Annotated in this window: 23 protein-coding genes and 2 tRNA genes; 24 read left to right on the forward strand and 1 reads right to left on the reverse strand. The window is 38.6% G+C overall.

Annotated elements, in window-relative coordinates:
• The first annotated feature begins 89 nt into the window (after positions 1-89).
• The 6 genes from JOC49_RS07100 to JOC49_RS07125 all read left to right on the forward strand — a co-directional run bounded on the left by JOC49_RS07100 (position 90) and on the right by JOC49_RS07125 (position 6,050).
• On the forward strand, positions 90-1,667 hold the full coding sequence (locus JOC49_RS07100) for a putative glycoside hydrolase (protein ID WP_204663823.1): 1,578 nt from the start codon (positions 90-92) through the stop codon (positions 1,665-1,667).
• A 9-nt stretch (positions 1,668-1,676) separates the two neighbouring features.
• Positions 1,677-2,309: an orotate phosphoribosyltransferase gene (gene pyrE / locus JOC49_RS07105; RefSeq protein ID WP_204663824.1), complete on the forward strand. Its 633-nt coding sequence runs from the start codon at positions 1,677-1,679 to the stop codon at positions 2,307-2,309.
• A gap of 9 nt (positions 2,310-2,318) precedes the next feature.
• On the forward strand, positions 2,319-2,960 hold the full coding sequence (trmB, locus tag JOC49_RS07110; protein WP_204663826.1) for a tRNA (guanosine(46)-N7)-methyltransferase TrmB: 642 nt from the start codon (positions 2,319-2,321) through the stop codon (positions 2,958-2,960).
• 11 nt (positions 2,961-2,971) lie between these two features.
• Entirely contained in the window at positions 2,972-4,513 is a 1,542-nt protein-coding gene (gene cls, locus JOC49_RS07115; RefSeq protein WP_243423631.1) for a cardiolipin synthase, read from the forward strand.
• Positions 4,514-4,529: 16 nt separating this feature from the next.
• Positions 4,530-4,982 carry a signal peptidase II gene (gene lspA, locus JOC49_RS07120; RefSeq protein ID WP_204663828.1) on the forward strand — a complete coding sequence of 151 codons (453 nt, stop codon included), beginning with the start codon at positions 4,530-4,532 and terminating at the stop codon, positions 4,980-4,982.
• A gap of 87 nt (positions 4,983-5,069) precedes the next feature.
• Entirely contained in the window at positions 5,070-6,050 is a 981-nt protein-coding gene (locus JOC49_RS07125) for an LCP family protein (RefSeq protein ID WP_204663830.1), read from the forward strand.
• Positions 6,051-6,102: 52 nt separating this feature from the next.
• Here JOC49_RS07125 and murC read toward each other — a convergent pair whose 3' ends face one another.
• A complete protein-coding gene (gene murC, locus JOC49_RS07130; protein WP_204663832.1) occupies positions 6,103-7,473 on the reverse strand; it encodes a UDP-N-acetylmuramate--L-alanine ligase in 1,371 nt (456 codons plus the stop codon).
• 145 nt (positions 7,474-7,618) lie between these two features.
• Here murC and purR point away from each other — a divergent pair, with 145 nt between their 5' ends.
• The 18 genes from purR to tilS all read left to right on the forward strand — a co-directional run bounded on the left by purR (position 7,619) and on the right by tilS (position 26,021).
• The gene (gene purR / locus JOC49_RS07135; protein WP_204663834.1) at positions 7,619-8,443 is read left to right on the forward strand and encodes a pur operon repressor; all 825 of its coding nucleotides are present in this window, start codon (positions 7,619-7,621) and stop codon (positions 8,441-8,443) included.
• A gap of 94 nt (positions 8,444-8,537) precedes the next feature.
• Positions 8,538-8,828: a septation regulator SpoVG gene (gene spoVG, locus JOC49_RS07140; RefSeq protein WP_204663836.1), complete on the forward strand. Its 291-nt coding sequence runs from the start codon at positions 8,538-8,540 to the stop codon at positions 8,826-8,828.
• 136 nt (positions 8,829-8,964) lie between these two features.
• Positions 8,965-10,335, forward strand: a complete 1,371-nt coding sequence (gene glmU, locus JOC49_RS07145) for a bifunctional UDP-N-acetylglucosamine diphosphorylase/glucosamine-1-phosphate N-acetyltransferase GlmU (protein WP_204663838.1) — start codon at positions 8,965-8,967, stop codon at positions 10,333-10,335.
• A 9-nt stretch (positions 10,336-10,344) separates the two neighbouring features.
• On the forward strand, positions 10,345-11,301 hold the full coding sequence (locus JOC49_RS07150) for a ribose-phosphate pyrophosphokinase (RefSeq protein ID WP_204663839.1): 957 nt from the start codon (positions 10,345-10,347) through the stop codon (positions 11,299-11,301).
• 104 nt (positions 11,302-11,405) lie between these two features.
• Positions 11,406-11,963 (forward strand): aminoacyl-tRNA hydrolase, encoded by a 558-nt coding sequence (pth, locus tag JOC49_RS07155; RefSeq protein WP_204663841.1) that lies wholly within the window; start codon positions 11,406-11,408, stop codon positions 11,961-11,963.
• 10 nt (positions 11,964-11,973) lie between these two features.
• The gene (mfd, locus tag JOC49_RS07160) at positions 11,974-15,453 is read left to right on the forward strand and encodes a transcription-repair coupling factor (RefSeq protein ID WP_204663843.1); all 3,480 of its coding nucleotides are present in this window, start codon (positions 11,974-11,976) and stop codon (positions 15,451-15,453) included.
• A 39-nt stretch (positions 15,454-15,492) separates the two neighbouring features.
• On the forward strand, positions 15,493-16,515 hold the full coding sequence (locus JOC49_RS07165) for a peptidylprolyl isomerase (RefSeq protein ID WP_204663845.1): 1,023 nt from the start codon (positions 15,493-15,495) through the stop codon (positions 16,513-16,515).
• Between the two features lie 73 nt (positions 16,516-16,588).
• Positions 16,589-18,205: a putative polysaccharide biosynthesis protein gene (locus JOC49_RS07170; RefSeq protein ID WP_204663847.1), complete on the forward strand. Its 1,617-nt coding sequence runs from the start codon at positions 16,589-16,591 to the stop codon at positions 18,203-18,205.
• Positions 18,206-18,215: 10 nt separating this feature from the next.
• Positions 18,216-19,673: a bifunctional methyltransferase/pyrophosphohydrolase YabN gene (yabN, locus tag JOC49_RS07175; RefSeq protein ID WP_204663849.1), complete on the forward strand. Its 1,458-nt coding sequence runs from the start codon at positions 18,216-18,218 to the stop codon at positions 19,671-19,673.
• A 94-nt stretch (positions 19,674-19,767) separates the two neighbouring features.
• On the forward strand, positions 19,768-20,046 hold the full coding sequence (locus tag JOC49_RS07180; protein ID WP_204663851.1) for an HU family DNA-binding protein: 279 nt from the start codon (positions 19,768-19,770) through the stop codon (positions 20,044-20,046).
• 45 nt (positions 20,047-20,091) lie between these two features.
• Positions 20,092-20,337, forward strand: a complete 246-nt coding sequence (locus tag JOC49_RS07185; RefSeq protein ID WP_204663853.1) for an RNA-binding S4 domain-containing protein — start codon at positions 20,092-20,094, stop codon at positions 20,335-20,337.
• Positions 20,338-20,360: 23 nt separating this feature from the next.
• Entirely contained in the window at positions 20,361-20,669 is a 309-nt protein-coding gene (locus JOC49_RS07190) for an FtsB family cell division protein (protein ID WP_204663855.1), read from the forward strand.
• Positions 20,662-21,600 carry a Ppx/GppA phosphatase family protein gene (locus tag JOC49_RS07195; protein WP_204663857.1) on the forward strand — a complete coding sequence of 313 codons (939 nt, stop codon included), beginning with the start codon at positions 20,662-20,664 and terminating at the stop codon, positions 21,598-21,600. Before JOC49_RS07190 ends, JOC49_RS07195 begins: the two co-directional genes overlap by 8 nt.
• Positions 21,601-21,645: 45 nt before the next feature.
• Positions 21,646-21,722: transfer RNA gene (locus JOC49_RS07200), tRNA-Asp, on the forward strand.
• 4 nt (positions 21,723-21,726) lie between these two features.
• Positions 21,727-21,802, forward strand: a tRNA-Thr gene (locus tag JOC49_RS07205).
• A 131-nt stretch (positions 21,803-21,933) separates the two neighbouring features.
• Entirely contained in the window at positions 21,934-23,322 is a 1,389-nt protein-coding gene (locus JOC49_RS07210; RefSeq protein WP_204663858.1) for a TldD/PmbA family protein, read from the forward strand.
• A complete protein-coding gene (locus JOC49_RS07215) occupies positions 23,322-24,671 on the forward strand; it encodes a TldD/PmbA family protein (protein WP_204663861.1) in 1,350 nt (449 codons plus the stop codon). Before JOC49_RS07210 ends, JOC49_RS07215 begins: the two co-directional genes overlap by 1 nt.
• Positions 24,672-24,680: 9 nt before the next feature.
• The gene (tilS, locus tag JOC49_RS07220) at positions 24,681-26,021 is read left to right on the forward strand and encodes a tRNA lysidine(34) synthetase TilS (protein WP_204663863.1); all 1,341 of its coding nucleotides are present in this window, start codon (positions 24,681-24,683) and stop codon (positions 26,019-26,021) included.
• Positions 26,022-26,059: the final 38 nt, after the last annotated feature.

The following is a 26,059-nucleotide window of genomic DNA, read 5'->3' on the forward strand; positions in this document are numbered from 1 at the left end:
TTTGAAATGAATTCGATTAACTCTATTATAGCATTTCCATTCAGTCTTTGTTAAAATAGAATAAGACTGAATGGATGAGGAGAATTGATGTGAAAAAGAAAACAGTATTATTGGCTCTAATCGGTATTTTGGCACTTGTTGCTGTTGGATTCACAGTGACACAACTTTTAGCGGATGATGAATATGTTGTTGATGATGAAGCGATATTAACACAGGAAGAAGAAGCCTCAACTGAAAGTGAATCGGAACGACAGGCACGTGAGGCAGCAGAAGCACAAGCAGCTGCAGAAGCAGAAGAAAAAAGACTTGAAGAGGAACGACTAAAAGAAGAAGCGGAAGCTGAGGCCAAACGAAAAGCGGAGGAAGAGCGGGCAAGATTAATTGCTGAAAATACAGTTTATGTTGGGAAAAAAGGTGCCGAGTTAATGGACACAGCGGATGAAGCGGGTCAAATTGTTGATACTTTTGAATCAAGAACACCGCTTTATGTTGAGGATAAAGTCGTTTCTGACACGGGAGAAACAACACATTTGGCAGTAAAAACATCAATTGATGCTGTTGAAATTTTAGGCTATGTATCTCCAGAATCGGTTGTCTCAAAATTGAGTGATTTTATAGCCAAACCTATTGATGACGTAGACTATGAAGCTTTTGAAAGACATGAAGCTTATGCTTCAAACCCAAAACAGGAAGTTCGGGGTGTCTATGTAACAGGTCATTCTGCCAGTGGGGATCGATTAGATGAACTGATTGAGTTGATTGGTGAAACAGAACTAAATGCTATGGTCATTGATGTGAAGGATGACAATGGCTACTTGCTGTTTGCTTCAGAAACTGCAGAATCCTATAATCCAAAAGCCAATGAAAAAGTATATATAAAGGATATGGATGCTTTTATAAACCGTTTGAAAGCAGAAAATATTTATTTGATTGCAAGAATTGTGACATTCAAATCGCCGATATATGCAAGAAATAACAAAGACCGGGCCATTGTATATAAAGATTCTCAAAGTCTGTATAGCGATGCAGATGGCCTGATATGGGCCTCACCACATGACCGAGACTTGTGGGCATACAATGTGGGCGTGGCAAAAGAAGCGGCTCTTGCTGGCTTTGATGAAATTCAATTTGATTATGTAAGATACCCTGCGATTTCAAAAAAATCACGAATGGATTATCGAAATACTGAAGATGAATCTCATACGGCAACGATACAAAAGTTTTTGAAATACGCGTATACAGAGTTATCTCCCTATGAGGTTTATGTTGCAGCAGATGTTTTTGGATGGACGGCGACAGCACTTGATGATGTAGGAATTGGTCAGCACTGGGAAGCGATTTCCAATGTAGTAGATTATATGTGTCCAATGATGTATCCAAGTCATTATGGTCCAAATATTTTTGGCTTGTCTGTGCCAGATGCATACCCATATGAGACCATTGATGGATCGATTAAAGATGCAATAGAACGCAACTCAAACCTTCAGACGCCAGGCTTGTTGAGACCTTGGATTCAAGACTTTACAGCGCGTTGGGTCAAGGGATATATACCTTATGGCACGAAAGAAGTAAAAGCTCAAATTGACGCGCTAAAAGCAAATGGCATCAAGGAGTACCTTGTATGGAATGCGGGGAATCGTTATTCTAAAAATGCATATATAGACTAGGAGGATTTTATGTTATCACATGAGATTGCAGTATCTTTATTGGAGATTAAAGCTGTAACAGTTGTTGACGTAAACAATTTGTTTACTTGGGTTTCAGGGATTAAGTCCCCTGTTTATTGTGACAATCGCATGACGATTGGCTACCCCAAAATTCGTAAAAAGATTGCGCATGGGTTTGAGTCAATTATTAAAAAAGAGTACCCAGATGTGTCTGTAGTAGCTGGAACAGCAACTGCAGGAATTCCTCATGCAGCATGGGTTTCAGATTTGTTGGATTTGCCAATGGTTTACATTAGAAGTGGACAAAAGGGCCATGGCAAGGGCAATCAAATTGAGGGTGTTTTGGAAAAAGGACAGAAGGTTGTCCTAATTGAGGATTTGATTTCTACCGGTGGGAGTTCGATTGCTGCTTGCAATGCGATCTTAGAAGCAGGTGCTGAGGTCGTGGCAGTTTTAGCGATATTTAGTTATAATTTTCCGCAGGCTCGTGAAAAGTTTGAATCAGCCGGGATACCGCTTCATGTCTTAACGGACTATGAAACACTTTTGCCGATAGCGGTTGATAAAGGGTACATTAATTTGGATTCGTTAGATGCATTAAGACGGTGGAAAGATAATCCGAGACTATTTACAAAAGATTGAGGTGATTGGGTGAGAGTAAGAAGAAAGCCGGGTGCATTTGAAGCGCTTTGTGAAATAGAGCCATACTTTGTCAAAAATCCTGAACTCAGAAAAGGAAATTGGAAAGAAGTTTTTGGAAATGACAACCCGATTCATGCTGAGTTTGGCGGCGGTAAGGGCAGATTTAGTGTTGAAATGGCGCGGATGTATCCAAATGTGAATTTCATTATGGCAGATGCGGTGACCGAAGTTGCACTTGTTGCGGCCAAGCGTATGAAAAAGGCTGCACTAAACAATGTTAGATTAATTCTTTTGGATCTGAAAAATGTAGAGGATGTATTTTCAGAAGGTGAGTTAGATCAAATTTATCTCAATTTTTCGGATCCTTGGCCAAAGAAAAGGCATTATAAAAGAAGATTGACTTATAGAGATTTTTTGATGTCCTATAAAGCGGTTTTAAAGTCAGAAGGTTGGATACATTTTAAAACAGATAACAGAAGTCTGTTTCAGTTTTCACTCAATGAGTTTGCAGCTCTGGATATGAAAATGCAACATATTTCTTTAAACCTTCACGATGAGTCCCCAGAAGGAAATGTAATGACAGAATATGAAGAGAAATTTTCAAAAATGGGGCATCCGATATATAGGGTAGAAACCCAATTTAGAAAGTAGTAGGCTAGAAGATGAAAAAAGTGTTTTATGGGGTGGCAGGCATTGGCACACTTCTTTTTTTTACTTTGTATGCAATTGGCTTTTTTAATAGCATTACATTTGAAACAGAAATGGGCGCGACGGTATTTTCGGTTTTAAATGTGCTTTTAAAAGTGAATGTTATCTGGATAGGACTTGTGATTTTTTTAGAAAACGATAATCCTTCTAGAACATTGGCTTGGCTTATTGTGCTGATTTTGTTGCCATTGTTAGGTTTTTTTCTGTATGTTTTATTTGGACGCAGTTATCGAAAAAAGAACAAAGCCAAACGAAAGCACTTAAAAGATTCAGACCGAATGGTTAAGGCTGCTCAAATTCAATCTGGCCTTATTGACTATATGACCCTTCCAAACAGTGATAAGGAAGGGAATAAGCGTTTGATGCAATTGCTTCTTAACAATGCAAAAGCGCCATTTTCTTTAAGTAATAAAGTGACGGTTCTAACCAATGGTACAAGTAAATTTAGCCGAATGTTTGAAGCAATTCGTAGAGCTGAGTCGCATATACACTTGGAATACTTTATCATCAAAGATGATACACTTGGGTCTGAACTTAAAAATTTATTAATTGAAAAAGCCTTGCAAGGTGTCGAAGTGCGTTTGATCTATGACGATGTCGGCTCTTGGCGATTGAGCAAGAAATATTTAGAAGACTTAAAAAATGCTGGGGTAGAAGTATACGCTTTTTTTAAAGTGCCGATTCCTGTTTTTTCAAGAGAACTTAATTATCGAAACCACAGGAAAATAACGGTTGTTGATGGTGTGATTGGTTTTGTAGGCGGTTTAAATATTGGCGATGAATATATGGGCTATTCTACGAAATTTTCATTTTGGCGGGACACCCATTTGGAACTTAAAGGTGAAGCAGTATATGCCTTACAGACTATATTTTTAAATGATTGGAATTTTGTTTCCAATCAGAGGATTGAGGGCGCTTCTTATTTTCCTGAAGTTGCTATAGAGACTCAATCATTGGTACAGATTGCCGCATCAGGGCCAGATTCCGAATGGAAGTGTATTTTGCAGGCTTTTTATAAAATGATTGCCAATGCGGAAGATAAAATTTGGATTGCTACCCCGTATCTCGTTCCGGAGGAGAGTCTCATGATGGGACTTAAAACAGCAGCATTAAGTGGTGTAGATGTAAGAATCATAATCCCTTCTGAGCCGGACCATTTTTTTGTCTACTGGGCATCTCAAGCAAATATTCAACAACTTTTGGAAGCTGGTGTGCGTATTTATAGATATGCCAATGGGTTTATACATTCTAAAGTTATCGTAATCGATCGACAGGTGGCTTCAGTTGGAACGGCAAATCTAGATATTAGATCAATGGAAATTAACTTTGAGGTAAATGCTTTCTTGTATGATGAAGCGGTAATTGTGCGTTTGGAAGAAGATTTTATCAATGATTTTGAAGACAGTGTTGAATATAATTTGGAAAACTTTAACAAGCGCAAATTGCGTTATCGGTTTTTGGAAGCAATGGGCCGCCTGGTTTCCCCGTTGCAATAATTTAGGAGGTAGGATTTTGATTTATTTCATTACGATTATAGGCTTGATTGGGATTGATCAATTAACGAAAATTTGGGCTGTAGATGCCCTGATGCACAAAGGACCTCAGGGTTTCATAGATGGATTTCTTGGGTTTAGATATGTAGAAAACACAGGGGCTGCTTTCAGTATATTAAAGGATCAACAACTGCTTTTAATCTTGATTACATTTGTGATTTTGGCAGGGATGATAGGCTACATGATTAAAGCAATTAAGACAGAGGCACCGATTGTTGTGAAACTTGCCTATATTTCTATTATTTCAGGCGCAGTTGGGAATTTTATTGATCGTGCACGCCTCAATTATGTAATTGATTTCTTAGAGTTTAAATTCATAAGATTCCCAGTATTTAATGTTGCAGATGTTTTGGTGGTTGTGGGTGTTATTTTATTATCCTATGCAATTCTATTTATGAAGTATGATTTTTAACCTGTAACATAAATTTAAAATCGACTTAGGGTATCCTATGGTACAATTGTTACAATTGAAAATTTAAAAGATTGTGAAAGGATTGTTATGAATTCAATATACATTAAGGTATTTGTCATTTCATTGGTAGGGTTTTTAGCCTTGTTTGGAGGGATTTTTGTTGCCATAGACAATACATATGGGACAGAAGAAGTACGTGAAACAACTGAACCGGTAGATGTGGAGACATCTGTTGCAGAGTCTGAGATACCAACGACCGAGCCTGTAGAAATAGATGATAGAAGTGAACTTGAAAAGGCTGCAGAAGTATCTTCAAGAATTAATGTGATCGCTTTTGGACTAAATGATCATCTAGCAGACACCATGATGTTGGTGAGTTTAGACCCTGAAATTCCCAGACTCGATATCATTTCCATCCCGCGTGACACCTATAATCACATTGAAGGACATGATGGCCTTGGTCAAAAGAAAATGAATGCCATTTATGGTATGAAAGATATTGGTGGTGTCAATGGTATGAAGAAGTATGTTTCTGAATTCATGGGCATACCGGTTGACTACTATGTAAGGATTGATTTTAAGGCTGTAGAAGCAATTGTGGATACACTTGGCGGCTACGAGGTTAGAGTGCCTTATGATATGGTTTATGATGACATTTATGCCGATCCCCCGCTTCATATTGACATTAAAGCTGGGAAACAAGTTCTTAGTGGATCTGAAACTGTAAAATTTTTAAGATTTAGACAAAATAATGATGGTACGATCAAAGAAGGCGACATCCAAAGAATTCCAAGACAGCAGCAGTTTGTGGATTATATGATTCAAAAATCATTAAGCTTTAAATTGCCATCTGTCATAAATACGATTATTGGAAGCCGTTATGTTAGGACGGACTTAACACTTGAAGATGCACTGGCATATGCACTAAAAGCGGCAACTTTAGAGAAAGAGAACATTCAGTTTTATACTCTAGAGGGTGAAGATACAATGATGGGTGGGGTTTCTTATTGGATTCACGATCCGGCAAAATTGGAAGAAAAATTATTTGAATTATATGGCTTAAATTAAAAAAGAGGTGTTGCAAATCTAAGTAATTAGATGGGCAATACCTCTTTTATTATTATTTTGTGAGCATTTTTGAGAGCTCAGTAATGGTTCCAGCACCCATGGTAATGATTAAATCGCCTGAGGACGCATGCTCTTTGATATATGCAGCTATGGCCTCGAAGTCACTCATATAAAGACTTTTCTTGTTTTCAGCAACCAGTTCTGTTACAAGATCTCTAGCGTGAATTTCACCTTTGTCAATTTCACGGGCAGCATAAATATCGGTAACAATGATTTCGTCAGCCAAATTAAAGGCACTTGAGAAGCCATGCAAAAGTTCCTTGGTTCTCGAATAGGTGTGGGGCTGAAAAATGCAAATAATCCGTCCGTGATTTTCAATACGGGCTGCTGCATCTAATGTGGCTTTGATTTCGTTGGGGTGATGTGCATAATCATCAATGACAGGGCAGCCGTTGAGTTCACCAACGGTTTCGAAGCGCCGACCTGCATTTTTAAAGTTTTCGAGTTTTTCTGAAATCCAATTGTAGTCCTCTGTAATTTGGGCGGCGGTTGCAAAAGCCCCTAAGGCATTGTAAATGTTGTGAAGACCTGGAACAGACAAGTTTAAACGGCATAATAGGGTCTCTTTTATATAGATGTCAAACGTTGCGCATCCTTTTTGGTTATAAGTAATATTTTTGGCAATAAAGTCACAAGAGTCTGAAAGTCCGAAGGTAGCAATGCGTCCCTTATAATAGGGGATGATTTTTTTTGCGTTATAGTCATCGCCATTCAACACTAAAATACCATCTTCTTCAATGTTTGCTGCAAATTTTACAAAAGCATTGACGATATGGTCTAAGTCATTGAAATAGTCTAAATGGTCTTCATCGATGTTTAAAACAACGCCAATTTTCGGGTAAAATGATAAAAAGTTTTCCTTATATTCGCAAGCTTCCGTTATAAAAAGATCAGAAGCACCTATTCTAACATTGCTTTTTAAGTCTTCAAAATATCCCCCAACTAAAGCAGTTGGATCGTATTTGGCATCATTAAATATGCGCGTTACCATTGATGTGGTTGTTGTTTTGCCATGTGTTCCTGAAATTGCAATGCTGTTTTTATAGCCAAGCATAAGTTGTCCAAGCATTTCTGCTCGGCTTAATGTTGGAAGACCTAACGCTTGTGCGGCAAGTAGTTCTGGATTGTCATCCGAAACTGCAGAAGTGTAGACGATAAGCTCAGCATCTTGCACATTGTTTTTATCATGGCCGATGAAAATGGTTATGCCAAGTGCTTCAAGTTCTTTGGTAAATGTTGAGGCTGTCTGATCAGAGCCGCTGATTTGAAAACCCTTCTTAGCTAATATCTGTGCAATGGCACTGTTGCTAACGCCGCCTATGCCTATAAAATGAATATGTTTCACCGTACTTAAATCAATCATTTGGGTGCTCCTAACGTTAAATAAAATCATAATGATTATACCATATTTTAAAAAACATTACATAAAAACTTAAAAGGGTATTGATGTTCTTAAAAAAAACGAATAAAATTAAGGAAATACTATATAAATATTCGGAGTGAGACGCGTGAGTAAATTAAAAAGAAATGAACGAATTGGTGCAATTGTAAAAATATTAAGTGATGCCCCTAATAAGGTTTTTACACTTAATTATTTCACAGAAATATTTGATTCAGCAAAATCAACGATTAGTGAAGACTTGGTAATTGTAAAAAAACTAATGGAGGATCTGAATTTAGGTAGAGTTATGACCATAGCAGGTGCTGCAGGTGGGGCTAAATTTGTACCCGCTCTTAGTAAAATTGACAAAACGCAGTTGGTGGAACGCATTTGTCAGGATGTGCGCAACCCAGACCGGATTGTGCCAGGCAATTTTCTATACATGGCAGACATTCTTTACAATCCAGTTTATGCCAAGGGTATTGGTGATATTTTTACCGAACGTTATTCTTCTGAAGAGAGTCGTGTCGACTATGTGCTTACAGTTGAAACAAAAGGTATCCCAATCGCGGTTATGACTGCAAGAGGCCTAAATGTCCCTTTGGTAATTGCAAGACATGAAAATAAAGTGACAGAAGGGCCAAAGTTAAGCATTAATTATGTATCGGGCTCTTCAGGAACGCTTAGAACCATGTACATTGCAAAGAATGCCATTCGAAAAGGGTCTCGTGTTTTGATTGTAGATGATTTTATGCGAGCAGGCGGAAGTGCAAAGGGCATGAGTGCTCTTGTAAAAGAATTGGATTGCGAAGTTGCTGGAATATGTGTCTTGTTTGATTCTGTTCATCCAACACAGAAATTGGTTTCAAGGTATACGTCCCTAATTCGATATGAAGGCATAGATTCAAATGGCACAATATTGGTTCATCCCAATTATGAAGATTTATTGTAAATCTAAAAATTAAAAAAAATTAATAAAAAAAGAAGGATTTTCCAAATCCCTATAGAATAAGTACTATACAACAGAATTAGGGGGAATTTTCAAAATGAATATTACAGACGTTAGAATCAGAAAACTAAAAGATGACGGTAAAATGAAAGCTGTGGTTTCATTAACTTTTGACGATGCTTTTGTGGTGCATGACATAAAAGTGATTGAGGGTCAGAATGGTCTCTTTGTGGCAATGCCAAGTCGTAAAGTGGGGGAAGCAGATTATCGGGATATTGCACACCCAATTAATCAAGAAACTCGGACTTTAATTCAGGATATTATTTTTGAAGCTTATGAAAAAGCACGGAGTGTTCCCGTTGAAGACTCATATTTTGAAGAGGAATAATCACACATGAGATGCTGAAAAGCATCTCTTTTTGATTGTCAAATTTTATTAATAGATGTTTTTTTAAAAAGACAAAAATGATATAATTTTGCGTGTTGAACACTAAATAGATTTTAGGGGTTATAAGGAGAAGTCAATGAATCAATTAACGACAGTGATCCTCGCTGCGGGTCATGGAAAACGGATGAAGTCCAATCTGCCGAAAGTTCTGCATAAAATTGGTGGAAATCCAATGGTAAAGCATGTAATTGATGTTGCATACTCGGTGGATAGCAATCGGGTAGTCGTGGTTGTTGGTCATGGAAAAGATCAGGTGATGTCAACATTAGAGAACGAGAATGTTATTTTTGCAGAGCAGAAAGAGCAGTTAGGCACTGGACATGCGGTTATGATGGCAAAAGAACACTTTGGAAGTGGCGATGTACTTGTTCTTTTTGGGGATGCCCCCTTATTATCACATGAAACATTGGCTCTGTTTATCGACTATCATAAAAAAAATAATTTTGGAGCGAGCCTGATTTCCATGCAGTTTGAAGACCCTACTGGATACGGACGAATTGTTCGGGATGGGACAAATGCCTTTAAACGGATTGTTGAACATAAGGATGCAGATGCAGACCTTTTAAAAATAAAAGAAGTTAATTCTGGGATCGGTATATTCAAATCTGAACTTTTGTCAGAAGGTTTGAAACATCTTCAAAATGATAATCAGCAAGGTGAATATTATTTAACAGATGTTTTTGAATGGGTATTAGGATCAGGAAACCCTGTGGGTGCTTTTATAGCATCGGATTCAGCGGAGCTTATGGGTGTTAATGATCGTGTTGCACTTTCTCAGGCAGAGAAATACCTTCAAAACAAATTAGTAAAAAAACATATGTTGAATGGTGTTACTTTTTTAGCGCCAGAGACGGTTTATCTTGGAAAAGAAGTTTTAATTGGTCAGGATACAGTTGTGTATCCTGGATCGATTCTGCTAGGAAATACAAATATTGGGCAAAATTGCATTATAGGACCCAATGCAGATTTAAACCATGTTATTGTGGAAGAGGGCGTACACATTAAGCAGTCCACACTTGTAGAATCAAAGGTGGGAAGTTATTCCAAAATTGGTCCGTATGCGTATTTGCGTCCAAATTCGATGATTGGTAAAAATGTGAAAATTGGCGATTTTGTTGAAGTGAAAAACAGCACAATCGGTGATGATACAAAAGTTTCTCATCTCACCTATGTTGGAGATGGTGTTATTGGAAAAAATGTGAACTTGGGTTGCGGTGTTGTTTTTGTAAATTACAACGGTAAAAGCAAGCATATTACTGAAGTTGAAGATAATGTGTTTGTAGGTTGCAATAGCAATTTAATTGCACCTGTAAAAATTGGAAAGGGCGCTTATGTTGCAGCGGGCTCTACCATTACCGATGATGTGCCAGGTGAAGCGCTTGCAATTGCAAGACAAAGACAAGTGAACAAGACCGAGTGGTCTAACAAATATACCCCAAAAAAGTAGGAGGATGCAATGCATACAAGAGGAAGAAAGATTAAAGTGTTTTCATGCAATGCCAATCAGGATCTGGCTAAGGCTGTTTGCGCTGAATTGGGACTGCCGTTAGGTGATAGTGTCGTGAAGACATTTAGTGATGGCGAAATATCCGTCAACATCGATGAAAGTGTCAGAGGTGTGGATGTATATGTCGTTCAGTCTTTTTCATTGCCAAAGGTGAATGATTACCTGATGGAACTCTTAATCATGATAGACGCGCTGAAACGGGCTTCTGCAGGCCGAATTACAGCGGTGGTACCCTATTATGGATATGCCAGACAAGATAGAAAGGCTAAAGCGAGAGATCCGATTTCAGCAAAACTTGTTGCAAATCTAATTGTAGCTGCAGGCGCTGATCGCGTATTGACAATGGATTTACATGCGTCTCAAATTCAAGGGTATTTTGACATTCCTGTTGATCATTTGAAGGGATCCCCAATTCTGGCTGAGTATTTTCTAGAAAAACAAATTGAAGATCTTGTAGTTGTTGCACCTGATTTGGGATCGGTAACACGTTCGAGAGATTTTTCCTACAAATTGAATGCAAACATTGCAATTGTGGATAAAAGGCGCCCTGAAGCCAATGTATCGGAGATTATGAATATAATTGGCGATATTAAAGATAAAAATGTAATCCTGATTGATGACATGATCGATACAGCAGGAACAATTGTTAATGCTGTTAAAGCTCTGAAATCACTTGGCGCAAAAGATGTTTACGCTTGCTGTACACACGGTGTTTTCTCAGGTCCTGCTGCTGAACGGATTAAAGACTCTGGGATTAAGGAATTGGTTGTTTTAGATACGATTGATCTTTCAGATGAAATGCGTGCACTCGATAATATCAAAATTTTATCAGTTGCACCTGTTTTTGCAGAAGCAATTCGTAGAATTTTCAACAACGATTCTGTGAGCACCATGTTTGAGAACTAAAAGTACCCCCCCTTTAAAAAGGAGTGTATTTGCCTGACCGAAACCACGTGTCAGGCTTATTTTTGTGGTATAATCGATATGGAAAAATGTTTGAGGAGAAAAACATGTATGTAATTGTAGGATTGGGAAATCCGGGGCTAAAATACTCAGGGACACGGCACAATGTCGGCTTTGAAACTGTGGACAGGCTTGCGGTTCGCCATGGCATAAAAGTAAATAAAATCAAATATAAAGCACTTATAGGCGAGGGCATAATAGCGGGGGAGAAAGTTCTGCTTGTAAAACCACAAACCTATATGAATTTAAGTGGTGAGACAGTTCAACAGATTGTGAACTACTATCAGCTCCCCTTGTCCAATTTAATTGTCATATACGATGATATCGATACTGATTTCGGAAAACTTAGAATTCGAAAAAAGGGGAGTGCAGGGACACATAATGGTATGCGGCATATTATTTATAGCATACAAGAGGATACCTTTCCAAGAATTAGAATCGGAATCGGCAAGTCAGAACGGATTCCGCTTAAAGATTACGTGCTTCAAAAATTTTCAAAGGAAGAGTTGGTACCGGTTAATGACGTTTTGGAAGATGCTTCAAAGGCTGTAGACGTTATTATAACGGAGGGTATAGATCGGGCTATGAACGCCTTTAATGGCTAATGGAGTAATTATGAATCATAAAGTATTGCGTTTATTTCAACAGTCAACTGAATATGAAACAATTTACAAAGCAATAGAAGAACATATTTCGCCGGTCTTGATTCATGGGTCGGATTTTTCTGCCATGAAGTGGGTTTTTCATAAACTGGCAAAAGATTTTAACAGGCGTGTGATTTTGTGTTTTGAAGATGATCATAAAGCCAAGCTGGCTTCCGAAGATGTTCTGGATGCCATCTATTTGCCAAGTCGTGAAATGGTGTGGTTTGACGCTTATGCCCATTCGCATCAAGTATCACTCGCACGGATGGAAGCTCTCCTAGAAATGAATCAAAAAGAAAATGGCGTGCTTTATACAGCAATTCATAATTTGGCATATAAGTACTCTTCTCAAGATAACTGGCTGAATGCATCGATTCATATGACGATGGAAACGGTTTGTTCGGTTGAAACCTTTGTTGGGGATTTGTTTGAATTTGGCTATGAACGGGTGGATATTGTAGAATCCAAGGGTCAATATAGTGTTCGAGGGGGGATTGTCGATGTTTTTTCACCCATGTGTGAGTTGCCTCATCGAATTGAGTTTTTTGGGGATGAGGTGGATTCGATTCGGACGTTTGAATTGGCATCGCAGAAATCCATTGATAAAGTCCAGGAAGCATCCTTTTATCCAGTATTGGAGTTTTTATTAACGTCAACAACTGTTGAAAATACCATACAGAGATTGAAAGGGATTCAATCTCGTTTAAAGTCAGATAAACAGGATAAAATTGATGAAATTATCGAACAGTTTGAAACGAGAACTTATGCAGAAAATAGTGATAAGTATTTTTCTTTAATTGATCCAGAAGGGCGATTTTTAGCGGATGTTTTAGACAATCCCATAATATGCTTGGTTTCAAACAATCAAACCCTAACGCGCTTGGACCAATTTTCTCAGGATTATAGCCGCCAGTTTACAGATTATCTGGAGCGTGGAGAGGTTGTATCAGAACAGTTTGGCCGTGTATTTACGTTTGAGGAGGTTTTGAGTTTTCTAAAAAAGCGGGATGTTTTGTTAAACGAGTTGTTAATGAAGCGAACTGCTTATTTTGAACCCCAGCAGATTATAAAAATGATGTCGCGTGAAATGAACAAGTACTATGGCAAGTATGATCAAGTTGCACAAGATATCCTAAAATGGAAAATTAAAGGGTATCGTGTTTTGATTGCTTTAAGTTCTGAAGAACGTATGGCACGATTTTTAAATGCAATGCAAGAACTAGACGTTGTGGTTAACACCGAAAAAGAATTTGATGAAATTTTAAGCGGCCAAGCGTTGGCGGTGATTGCATCTGTTCAGCAGGGCTTTTATTTTGATACCTTTAAGGCTGTACTTTTGACGGAAAATGAACTTTTAGGTGAAGGCAAGAGAATCGCTGCGCGTAAACAAAGCCGTGGTGGTGTTATAAAAGCTTTTTCCGAACTTGCTGTGGGCGATTTTGTGGTCCATGAAAATCACGGTGTTGGCCAATATGTCGGCGTCGAGCAGATGAAAATAGACTTAACACGTAAGGATTTTCTAAAAATTCGTTATGCTCAAAACGACTTTCTATATATTCCGGTTGAAAGTGCGGGCTTGATTCAGAAATATCATGGAACCGACCAGGATAAAATCAAATTAAACCGTTTGGGTGGCGCTGAGTGGAAACGCACAAAATCACGTGCTAAAAAAGCAATAGAAGATATGACAGATGAACTGATTGAACTTTATGCAGCTCGCAAGGTAAAAAAAGGCTATGCTTTTTCGGGAGATAATGAATGGCAAAGAGAGTTTGAAGCACTTTTCCCATATCAAGAAACCAACGATCAATTGAAATGTATTGATGAAATTAAGGCGGATATGGAAAGGGATCAGCCTATGGAAAGGCTCCTTTGTGGAGATGTTGGATATGGTAAAACAGAAGTTGCGCTTAGGGCTGCATTTAAGGCGGTTCTCGATTCGAAACAAGTTGCGATTTTAGTGCCAACAACCATACTTGCCCAGCAACATTACACCAATATCGTCGAGCGGTTTTCAAAATATCCTGCAAATATTCAGATGATTTCTCGGTTTAGGACAAAAGCCGAACAAGATAAAATTATTGAGAATATTGGAAAAGGCATAGTGGACGTGGTGGTTGGAACCCATCGAATTTTATCAAAAGATGTTAAATTTAAAGATTTAGGCCTTTTGATTGTAGATGAAGAACAGCGCTTTGGCGTTAAACATAAAGAAAAGATTAAACAACTTAAAGAAAATATTGACGTATTGACGCTTTCTGCAACACCAATCCCGAGAACACTTCATATGTCGATGATTGGTATTCGGGACATGAGTGTAATTGAAGACCCACCTGAAGATAGGTATCCCATTCAAACCTATGTTGTGTCCTATGACGAAAACCTTGTGCGTGAAGCAATTGTAAGGGAGTTAGAACGTGGTGGCCAGGTGTATTTTGTGCATAACCGAATCTCAGATATCGACAGGGTTGCTGCAAAACTTTCTGAACTTGTGCCAGAAGCAAAAGTTCAATTTGCACATGGTCAAATGAATGAACATGTGTTGGAAAAATTAATGGTAGATTTTATGAACAATTCATTCAATGTGTTGGTGTCTACAACTATAATTGAAACTGGGATGGATATCTCAAATGTGAATACAATCATCATTAATGATGGCGACAGATTTGGTCTTTCTCAATTGTATCAACTTAGAGGACGTGTTGGGCGGAGCAATCGAATTGCTTACTGCTACATTTTTTATCAAGAGAACAAGGTACTAAGTGAAGTGGCGGAAAAAAGGTTAAAAGCAATTAAGGAATTTACAGAACTTGGTGCTGGTTTTAAAATTGCAATGCGGGATCTTGAAATTAGGGGGACTGGAAATGTTCTAGGAACGGCTCAACATGGCCACATGGAGGCTGTTGGATATGACTTGTATGTTAAACTCTTAGAAGAAAGTATGTTGCGTAAAAAAGGGCAGGTTGTCAAAGATCGGATTCAAGCAAAAATTGATTTGACACTCAATGCTTACATACCAGACCGCTATATTGGAAACCACCAGATGAAAATTGAAATCTATAAAAAAATTGCTGCTATTGATTCCAGAAGTGCGCTGGATGCTGTTTATGAAGAGGTAGAAGACCGGTTTGGAACTGTACCTGCATCCGTTTATAACCTCATGTCCATTGCGCTAATCAAGTCACTATGTGAAGAAATGACCATTGAAGAAGTCTCTGAAGAATCAGGGTGGTTTAACCTTAAATTTGTTGAAGATGCTGAAATTAGTCCGCTTTTCATTAGTAAAGTACTGGAAGCGGATTCGGTGAATGTGAAATTCCTTGCACGGAATCCTGCAGTTCTCAAAATCAAGATTACAAATAAATTAAGAAATAAAGAACAACAACTTGGAATGCTTGAAAAATTTGTTGAAACCCTATATAGTTTTCATAGTGACTATGTTAATATATGAAGGTATGACAAGATTAGATGAAGAGCAGAGGGGAAATTTATGATTAGACTTAAAAAAATATTTGCAATTGCAACACTCGTTGCAATGCTGTTCGTAGTAGGTTGTGATGCACAGGGAACAACTCCAGATGATGGGAATGCCCAAAATCCAACACAAGAGAAATTAGATACAACGGATGCCATAGCGGTAGTAAACGGTGAACTTATCCCAATGTTATCGTTTGATATATCCTATAAAATCCATGAAAAAGCATATAAGGAATCAGGTGGCGAAGCATATTTTGATTCTAAAGTGGGTGATGAAACCTTAAGAGAGGCCCTTAAACGGGAAGTTGTTGAAACTTTGGTGGAAAACACATTGATTCGTCAATATGTTCAATCAACGGGATATGAAGTAGATCCAGCCGATGTCGATCAGACAATGGCTCAATTTGAAGTGCTTTTATCACAAAACCCTGAAACCAAAGCTTTTTATGAAGAAATTGGCATAACAGATGATTACTTAAAAAGTGAGATAAAAATAAGCATTTATCGTGAGGCGTTTGAACGCATGGTCATGGAAAGTGTTGAAAATTCGGAAAAAGAATTAAGTGACCTATATGCTTCTTATGTGGTATCGGTAAAAGCAAGTCACATTTTGGTTTCGGATTTGGAATTGGCTTCTGATATTAAAGCACAAATTGATGGCGGAAGCGCCTTTGAAGATTTGGTTGCTGAGTATTCTGAAGATGTAGGGTCTATATCTGATGGGGGAAGTCTTGGATACTTCTCAAGAGGTGATATGTCTGCCGAGTTTGAATCTGTGGCTTTTTCAATGTCAGTTGGGGAAATCAGTCAACCTGTAGAGACACAGTATGGGTTTCATATTATTAAATTAGAAGACTCTAAAACCATTGATGATATGATAGAAGCCGGTGAAGCAGAAGAAAAAATCGACAGTTATAAAAATACCGTGAAAGGATTGCTTTTTGATCAATATAATGAAAAAAAAGTCAATGCACTTGAATCGGAAGGCGATGTGGTTACTTTTCTTGAAAAAGTGATGACAAGTACTGAAGACTAAGACGAATGGTTAGAAGTTGCTAAATTCAAGAGGTCGGTGATAGCTGACATCATTTTGCATATTGGGAGTAATTATGGGTGAAAAGAAAGAGCATGAACAGGCAGCCTCGTTTATAAAAGGGGCTGTTCTATTAGGTGTAGCAGGTGTGCTGGTGAAAATTCTAGGTGCTTTTTTTAGAATTCCACTTGGCAATTTTCTAGGACCAGAAGGCATGAGCTATTATGTGAGTGCTTATCCGATGTATAATTTTTTCATAGTGTTGGCAACGGCAGGTTTGCCAACAGCTCTAGCGAAAATCATTTCTGAACAAAGAGCAACTGGACACTTGGCAGACATAAATCGTACCTTTAAAGCTGGAATGATTCTCATGAGTACAATTGGTCTCGTCGGCGCCATAATTATGTTTTTTGGTGCTGATTTGATTGTAAAGATCATTAAAAATGAAGGGGCTCTCTATTCCTTTAAGGCCTTGGGACCCGGCATTTTTATTGTTTCTTTGCTCGCTGTCTTTAGGGGATATTTTCAAGGCCATCAAAATCTAAAACCCTTTGCAATATCGCAATTGGTGGAACAACTTGGACGTGTAATTGTTGGGTATACACTTGCCGTTGTACTTCTAAAATATGGACAAAACGTTTCTGCAGCTGGTGCAACATTTGGCGCAACTGCAGGGGCTTTAGTTGGATTTATCTATGTATTCTCTGTCTTTATAAAGTTCAAAAAAAGAAATAATTATCCAAAAGAAAGCCAAGATTCAGAAGCGGTAAAATCAATTTTTAAGCGTATTTTGAAGATTGCAATTCCAATTACAATGGGTGCAGCAGTGATGCCGATTATGAACAGTATAGATGTTATGCTTGTTATGAACAGACTCCATGATATTGGTTTAGGTGAAAAGGCCAATGACCTGTATGGGATGTTAAGTGGTTACGCTGCAACTTTGGTGAATTTACCGCAAGTTGTTACCGCTGCTATCCAGATTAGTATAGTGCCTGCTATTGCGGGACTTTATGTGGCTCAAAATCGCAAGACACTCCATACAACTATTGAAAGTGGTGTGCGTATGGGTCTTATCATAAGTCTGCCAGCTGCAGCGGGATTGATTGTACTTGCCCAACCGATTATGGAACTTTTGTATCCAAGACAGATTGAATATGCACAGACGACAGGCTCTATCCTTTCAATTTTAGGATTTACTGTCATTTTCATGGGGCTTTTTCAAGTCACAACAGGTATTCTCCAGGGGCTAAGTCTTCAAAATAGACCTGCTATAAATTTGGCTGTAGGTGCGGCTTTTAAAATAGTCTTAACGTATGTATTGGTTGGGATTCCGGCGTTCAACATATATGGTGCTGCCATTTCAACAGTAACAGCATTTGCGGTTGCAACAACACTTAATATGGTGACGTTAAAAAAACGTGCTGCAATTACATTTCCATTTAAGCGCGTTTTACTGAAACCAATGGTATCCACTTTTGTAATGGCTATAGCCGTTTACACACTGTATTCAGGCCTGTCTTTAATTTCGATTAGCAGAATCAATACGGTTATATCTGTAAGTGTAGGCATTCTGATTTATGGTATTATGTTATTCGCTCTACAGACTTTTGATGATGCTGATTTCGCTTTAATCCCAGGTGGCAGAAAACTTAAAGCGATTAATCAATGGTTTGTACGCAAGAAAGACTAGGAGGCATTAGATGAAGCAAATTACAATAGTTGGATTAGGGCCGGGAAGTGCAGCTTATTTGACCATGGAAGCTTACGATATTCTGATCAATGCGCCAACGGTCTATCTGAGGACTGAAAAACATCCTATTGTAGAGACCTTGGTAGATAAAGGTATGATTTACAAGTCTTTTGATGACTTGTATGAATCTGAAGAAACATTTGATGCCGTTTATGAGCGGATTGTTGAAGCAATTTTGGAATTGGGCGAGCATCAAGATGTTGTTTATGCTGTTCCGGGGAATCCGTTTGTGGCTGAAAGAACCGTTTCTATACTGTTGGACCATTTAGAAAAAGAAAACGCATCTTATAAAATTGTACATGGCACAAGTTTTTTGGATGCGATTATTACAACTTTGCAGTATGATCCTGTGAATGGGTTGTCTATATCGGATGCACTTTCAATAGATCGGGAACGTATTGACACACACCACGATAGCCTTTGGATACAAGTCTACGATAAGGGAATTGCCTCTCAACTTAAGTTAAAGCTGATGGATTATTTTGAAGATACGCATGAAGTTCGAATTATAAGAGCGGCAGGAATTCCAGAGATGGAAACCATTTTGACAGTTCCTATATGGGAAATGGACCACCATGCGGTGGTATATGACCACTTAACCAGTGTTTTTGTACCTAGGTCCACGCAAGCCTCTTATGACCTTGAAGATTTGATAACGATTATGAGGCAACTCAGGTCAGATGAAGGATGTCCATGGGACAGGGAACAAACGCATGAATCTTTGACCCCTTATTTAGTTGAAGAAGCTTACGAAGTTAAGCACGCGGTTTTTTATGAAGATGATGATGCTGTTGTGGACGAACTTGGAGATGTATTGCTTCAAGTTGTTTTTCACACAACAATTGCTGAAGAAGAAGGGTATTATTCCATTCGGGATGTTATTAGAGCTGTATGCGAGAAAATGATTCGAAGACATCCGCATGTTTTCGGAGATGTTAAGGTCCAAGATTCTCAAGAAGTGCTAAAAAATTGGCAAGTGATTAAAGCAGATGAGAAAGCTCAAAAATCTGTTGTTGAAACAATGCGCGGTGTTTCTTCCAGTTTACCGGCCTTGATTCGGAGTCCGAAAGTTCAAAAGAAGGCTTCGGAGCTTGGGTTTGATTGGCCTGATCTTGATGGTATTTTTGACAAGATAGATGAAGAGATAGCAGAGTTGCGTGAAGCTATTGCGTCAAATGATGCGTCTCATATATATGAAGAATTTGGAGATTTACTTTTGATTTTGACAAACTTGGCCAGACGGTTAAAGTTGGATGCTGAACTGGCACTTAATGACGCTGTGGATAAATTCATAGGTCGTTTTGAAGTTGTAGAAAATGAAATGAGGCGTATCAATAAGCCTCTGGGCCCTGAATTTATAAGTGATATGGCGTTTTTTTGGGAAAAGTCAAAAAATACTGCAGAATGAGCAAAAAAATCTATAAAACCTATTGTAAAACTTGAAATTTCAACGTATACTAGTAATAGTTAAAACAACTTAATAATTTAGAGGAGGTTTTGTTGTGAATAAAGCTGAATTGGTAGCAAGCATGGCTGAAAAGTCTGGATTGACAAAAAAAGATGCTGAATTGGCATTAAACGCTTTTATGAAAAGTGTTGAAGAAGAATTGACTAAGAGTGGTAAAGTTCAACTTGTTGGATTTGGTACTTTTGATGTCAGAGAAAGAAAAGAAAGAACTGGAAGAAACCCAAGAAATCCTAAAGAAACAATTAATATTCCAGCTTCTAAAGCACCTGTATTTAAAGCAGGAAAAGCATTAAAAGAAACTGTAAACAAATAATGAAAAAAGCAGCTTTGCTGCTTTTTTTTCTAAATGGAGGCAATTATGCGCATTGATAAATACTTAAAAAATGCGAGATTAATAAAAAGACGCACCATTGCCAAAGAAGCTTGTGAACAGGGAAAAATTACAATTAATGACAAACTGGCTAAACCGGGTTCTGAAGTGGCAATAGGAGATCAAATAACCATGAGCTTAGGGTCTAAAACCATTGCGGTAAAAGTTACTGGACTTGAAGAGCATGTGACAAAAGAGAGCGCAAAAGACTTATATGAAATGATATCTGAATAGATTTTCTTTGAAAGGTGGGTTTTATGAGAAGGGTCAAAGCTTTTTTAAAACGCAATAAAATCCTGATTTTGGTCATGATAGCGGTGGGGGTTTATTATGGTTATACACATGTTATTACTGAACAAAAACTTTCAGAGTATCATGCAACTGAATCTGAACTTATGCAAGAAATCGAATCTTTAGAGCGAGAATTAAACCGACTTGAAGATGCCTATGCCTACGCTCAAAACCCGGAAGCGATAGAAAGGCTTGCCCGTGAAAAGCTTAAAATGGTGATGCCCAATGAAGTGATTTACATCATTCGGGAAAATGAGGAGAAAGAAGATGACTAAAAATGGAAAATTTGGCGTCGTTGATATGGGGACCAATTCGGTTCGGTTGCTTCTCTGTCATTTAGAGGAAGGCCGTTTTCAATCGGTAGATAAACAGGTTAAAATGACGCGCCTCGGAAAAGGGGTTAATGAGACGGGCAAACTAGATGAAGAACGTGTGATTGAGACGGTAGAAGTTGTCAAAACATTTTTACGAGACGCTCAAAAATATGGTGTTTTAGATTTTTATGTCATGGCAACAAGCGCAGTGAGGGATGCTTCAAATGCTAATGAGTTGAAGCAATTGTTGAAACGGGAAACTGGCCTTGAAATTGATGTGATTTCTGGACAAGACGAAGCGATCGTTGGATTTCAAGGGGTACTTGCTGGACGACCTAATTCAAATCAAAGGGTGTTGGTAATTGATATTGGCGGCGGTTCAACTGAACTTATTGTGGGAGATGCATCCGGTATTTTGTTTAGCACCAGCATTGATGCAGGTGCTGTTCGCATGACAGGTGCTTTTTTAAGTCAAGATCCTGTAGACGCCTTAGAGAAAACGGAAATGTTTCAGGCAATTCAGTTGCTTTTTGATCCTGCACTTAACCAAGTTAAAGCATTGAATCCTAGTGTGGCTATAGGGATTGGTGGAACAGCAGCAACGTTTGCTGCAATGGACCTTGAAATGGTAAGTTATAGCCGAGAAAAAATTCATGGCAGATCTGTTTTAACCGATAAGGTACAAGGCCTTATTGAGACCTTGGAAAGAAACTCGATTGAAGAGAGAAAAAAAATTCCAGGACTTGAGCCAAAGCGGGCTGATATTATATATGCCGGGGGCTGTATTCTGAAATATATTCTGGATGCATTGGCTTTCGAAGCCTATGAATTTAGTGATTTTGATAATCTAGAAGGTTATTTGTACACGCAATTAAAAACCCATAAAAAATGATTGACATGGAAATGGAAATAATGTAATATTAATTTTGTTGGAAATGGTCCAGTAGTTCAGTTGGTTAGAACGCTAGCCTGTCACGCTAGAGGTCGAGGGTTCGAGTCCCTTCTGGATCGCCATCATGCCGGCGTAGCTCAATTGGTAGAGCAACTGACTTGTAATCAGTAGGTCGCGGGTTCGAGTCCCATCGCCGGCTCCATTTAAGCCGTACAATCGTTGATTGTACGGCTTTTTTCATGGGTATTTATAGAAAATTCACAAAATAGTTTTAATTCTGTGATTTATTAGACGTAAGATAGATAGTGCAGTATAAAAAAAGGAAGGTGTCGCATGCTGGATAGGAAACTGGTACAGGAAGTATTGGCTGCAGCTTTGTCTAAAGGCGGAGATTTTGCAGAGATTTATGTTGAAGATCGACTAAATACATCTATTGACATGATGAAGGGAAAGATTGAGAGTTCGCTTTCGGGTCGTGATTATGGTGTGGGAATCCGTATTTTTAATGGATTAAACAGTGTCTACACCTATACAAATCAGTCGGATCGATTGACCCTCCTCAAAATGGCACAAAATGCCTCAATGGCAGTAGGGGGTATGCCACAAAATTTAGCGGTAGATCTCACAATTGCGTCGCCACACGACAAACATCCAATCCGTATCCGTCCGGAACAAATACCAAAATCAGACAAAATTAATTTAATGCGTTTGGGCAGTGAAGCGGCAACACATTATGACTCCAGAATCAACCAAGTCGTTGTCCGCTATTTGGATTATACTCAAAATGTTTTGATTGCAAATTCTGAAGGCCGTTTTGTAGAAGATTCTAGAACGCGTACACGGTATACAGTCAGCACTGTGGCCGGGAAAAATGGCAAGATGCAAACTGGCTTCATTGGAAAAGGCGCTGGAAAAGGATTTGAACTTTATGATGAAATTGATGTGGCCCATATTGGTAGAGAGGCGGCGCGCGTTGCATGTACGATGCTGGACGCAAAACCGTCACCAAGTGGAAAATTTCCAGTGGTTATTGAAAACAAGTTTGGTGGGGTTATTTTCCATGAAGCATGTGGGCACGGGCTGGAAGCAACATCTGTAGCCAAAGGCAATAGCGTTTTTGCAGGCAAGCTCGGCGAAAAAATTGCATCAGAAGTTGTGAATGCCGTGGATGACGGAACCATTCCAAATGAATGGGGCTCTATGAATATTGATGATGAAGGGACACCAACCAAAAGAAATGTACTCATTGAAAATGGTATTTTAAAGGGTTATATGGTGGATAAGCTAAATGCAAGGCGTATGAATACTGACATTACAGGTTCAGCACGTCGACAGTCTTATAAATACGCACCAACTTCACGGATGACAAATACCTATATTTTAAATGGTCATTCTAAATTTGAAGATATGATTCAATCTGTTGAAAAGGGCATTTATGCAAAATATCTCGGTGGTGGTTCGGTGAACACAGCGACGGGTGAATTTAACTTTGCGGTTCAGGAAGCCTATTTGATTGAAAATGGCACAATAACATCACCAGTTAAAGGGGCAACTCTTATTGGAACAGGTCTGGATATTTTAAAGAAAATTGAGATGGTCGGTGATAATTTTGAGTCAGGTGAGGGGATGTGTGGTTCTGTGAGTGGGTCAATTCCTGCTGGATTGGGTCAACCGGCTCTTAAGGTTTCTGAAATTACAGTTGGCGGAAGGGAGGAAAACTAATGGACCGTACGTTAATTGATCAACTATTTGAACTTGGCAAAGCGAGAGGGTTTTCTGCTCAAGAAATTTTTTATCAGGAATCTAAGGATTTAGCGATATCTGTTTATGAAGGTGAAGTGGATCGGTTCACTTCCTCTCAAGAAGGTGGCATGTCTTATCGTGGCATTTTAAATGGCAAAATGGGCTATGCTTATACAGAGAGTGTCGACGCCTCTGTGTTGGAATTTCTTGTCAATGAAGCGGCGGAGAATGCGGAAGTTATTGAATCTGAGGATGTTGTGTTTTTGCATGATGGTTCAGGCAGATATAAAGAAATGGATTTTTATAATCCTAAATTGGACGCAGTAACAGTTGAAGAAAAAATAAAGATCCTCCTAAAATTAGAAAAAGAACTCAAAAGTTTTGATCCGAGAATTAAGCGAATTTCGAACAACAGATACAGTGAATCAGCTTCTTATAAGTGGCTTAAAAACACTGAAGGTTTAGACGTTACAGATAGACAAAATCATTGTCTGGCTTATGCAATGGTTATAGCTGAAGAAAATGGTGACACACGAACAGGGTTTGCTTATGACTTAAGTCGATCTTTTGAGGATTTAAATATTGGTAAAATTGTTGAAGAATCTGCAAGTGAAGCCCTTAGTTTATTAGGTGCTGAGCCAATAGAGTCTGGTAGTATGCCAGTTGTTTTTAAGAATGATGTTTTTGCACAGTTTTTTAGTGCCTTCATGGGGATTTTTAATGCAGAACGTGTTCAAAAGGAGCTTTCACCTCTAAAAGGACGCATTAATGATGTGATTGCTTCTGAAAAGTTGACTTTAATCGATGACCCTCACCTGAAAAATGGCATGGCTTCTAGTGCTTTTGATGCTGAAGGAGTGGCGACATTTTCAAAACGAATCATTGAAAATGGCATTTTGAGGTCGTTTTTGTATAATTTAAAGACAGCGCATAAAGATGGCATTAAATCTACTGGGAATGCGAGTAAAGCTTCATACAAGGGAACGCTTGGAATCGCGCCATTTAATATTTATATTGAAGGTGGCGAAAATACGTTAACTGAGATGATGGAGACTCTATCAGAGGGCATTTACATTACGGGTTTACAAGGTCTTCATGCAGGTTTGGATCCTGTTTCAGGGGATTTTTCGCTTCAGAGTAATGGGTATACAATTGTAGGTGGAAAAGTAGATAGGCCTGTAAGTCAAATAACAGTTTCAGGTAATTTTTATGATTTGCTGAACCAAATTACTGGCATAGCCAATGACTTAGAATTTACAATTTTAGGATCGGGTTACATGGGCTCTCCATCCGTATCTGTATCAAATCTCACGATATCTGGAAAGTAGGATGATAAGGTGATAGAGCGTGTTCGCAATACAATTGTTAAACAAAATATGTTGGAATCTGGTGATACAGTGGTTTTAGGTTTTTCGGGTGGGCCAGATTCCTTAGCAATGCTGCATGTACTCCATCGCTTACGACAAGAATTTGGACTTGATTTGGTGGCTGTTCATGTGAATCACATGTTGCGTGGCGAAGATGCCGATGCAGATGAGCAATTTGTAAGGCGATATTGTGATGGCATTGAGGTGCCTCTTGAGGTTTTTCATGTGGACGTTTCGGCAATTGCTGAAAGCTTAGGTATGTCGTTTGAAGAAGCAGGAAGAAAGGTGCGGTATGAAAAATTTGATGCCGTGCTGAAAGCCTACAATGCGCAGAAGATTGCTGTGGGGCAAAATGCAAACGATGTCGTTGAGACAGCCTTGATTAATTTGTTTAGAGGGGCTGGTGTAGATGGTTTGGCCTCTACAGCCTATAATCGTAATGCTCAAATTATTCGGCCATTGCTGGATGTGACAAGAACTGAAATAGAAGCTTACCTCGATCAGAATCAGTTGACGCCATGTGTTGATAAGACCAATTTTGAAGTTGATTACACACGAAATAAAATACGAAATGAGCTTCTACCCTATTTAAAGGCTCATTTCAATCCGTCAATTGAATCAGCGCTAATGAGAACTGTTTCGCTCATGCGTGAAGAAAAACTGTTTTGGCATCATCACCTTGAAAAATTGAAAAAGGAAATATGCCAAATTGAAGACAATCGCGTGAGATTATCAGACCCTCTTTTTATGAAACTGTCATGCGCTGAACAGAAGCGACTCTTGCGGTATGCTATTGAAACTGTAAAAGGGAACCTGATAGATGTGTCATCAGACCAGATCGACAGTATTTTAAAAATTAGACGTACCGGTGCATATGTAAAGCTTTCACATGATGTTAAAATAACAAAAGGGTATGATGAGTGGATTGTGGAAAACCCAAAACAGAGACGCACATTACTGCCCCCATTTATAAGGACAGAATATCTAAAACGTGAAGATTTTGAACGTCTTGGAAAAAACGATTTAAAGATCGCGGTTGATGCGGATTCAATAATTGGAGAGCTGAGTGTCAGGACAAGAAAACCTGGGGATCGATTTAAACCCTTTGGTATGGAAGGTTTTAAAAAGTTGAAAGATTTTTTTATTGATGAAAAAATACCAAGAGAACAGAGAGATGAAATTTGGCTGGTGTGCGATGATGAGAAGATTATTTGGGTATATGATTACCGAATTGACAATCGGTGTAGAATCACAAAGGATACTGAAAACATCCTAATGATTGCGTTAGAGACTGTTGTTGAAAATGATTAATTGTGCTAAAATAATGTGATGTACACGCGATTAGGGAG

Source organism: Fusibacter tunisiensis (assembly GCF_016908355.1).
GTDB lineage: Bacteria > Bacillota > Clostridia > Peptostreptococcales > Acidaminobacteraceae > Fusibacter_D > Fusibacter_D tunisiensis.

Coding starts and splice junctions, on each gene's coding strand:
- pyrE (WP_204663824.1), top strand. CDS start 1,677: ATGTTATCACATGAGATTGCAGTATCTTTATTGGAGATTAAAGCTGTA.
- cls (WP_243423631.1), top strand. CDS start 2,972: ATGAAAAAAGTGTTTTATGGGGTGGCAGGCATTGGCACACTTCTTTTT.
- JOC49_RS07125 (WP_204663830.1), top strand. CDS start 5,070: ATGAATTCAATATACATTAAGGTATTTGTCATTTCATTGGTAGGGTTT.
- murC (WP_204663832.1), bottom strand. CDS start 7,473: ATGATTGATTTAAGTACGGTGAAACATATTCATTTTATAGGCATAGGC.
- spoVG (WP_204663836.1), top strand. CDS start 8,538: ATGAATATTACAGACGTTAGAATCAGAAAACTAAAAGATGACGGTAAA.
- glmU (WP_204663838.1), top strand. CDS start 8,965: ATGAATCAATTAACGACAGTGATCCTCGCTGCGGGTCATGGAAAACGG.
- JOC49_RS07150 (WP_204663839.1), top strand. CDS start 10,345: ATGCATACAAGAGGAAGAAAGATTAAAGTGTTTTCATGCAATGCCAAT.
- pth (WP_204663841.1), top strand. CDS start 11,406: ATGTATGTAATTGTAGGATTGGGAAATCCGGGGCTAAAATACTCAGGG.
- mfd (WP_204663843.1), top strand. CDS start 11,974: ATGAATCATAAAGTATTGCGTTTATTTCAACAGTCAACTGAATATGAA.
- JOC49_RS07165 (WP_204663845.1), top strand. CDS start 15,493: ATGATTAGACTTAAAAAAATATTTGCAATTGCAACACTCGTTGCAATG.
- JOC49_RS07170 (WP_204663847.1), top strand. CDS start 16,589: ATGGGTGAAAAGAAAGAGCATGAACAGGCAGCCTCGTTTATAAAAGGG.
- yabN (WP_204663849.1), top strand. CDS start 18,216: ATGAAGCAAATTACAATAGTTGGATTAGGGCCGGGAAGTGCAGCTTAT.
- JOC49_RS07185 (WP_204663853.1), top strand. CDS start 20,092: ATGCGCATTGATAAATACTTAAAAAATGCGAGATTAATAAAAAGACGC.
- JOC49_RS07190 (WP_204663855.1), top strand. CDS start 20,361: ATGAGAAGGGTCAAAGCTTTTTTAAAACGCAATAAAATCCTGATTTTG.
- JOC49_RS07195 (WP_204663857.1), top strand. CDS start 20,662: ATGACTAAAAATGGAAAATTTGGCGTCGTTGATATGGGGACCAATTCG.
- JOC49_RS07210 (WP_204663858.1), top strand. CDS start 21,934: ATGCTGGATAGGAAACTGGTACAGGAAGTATTGGCTGCAGCTTTGTCT.
- JOC49_RS07215 (WP_204663861.1), top strand. CDS start 23,322: ATGGACCGTACGTTAATTGATCAACTATTTGAACTTGGCAAAGCGAGA.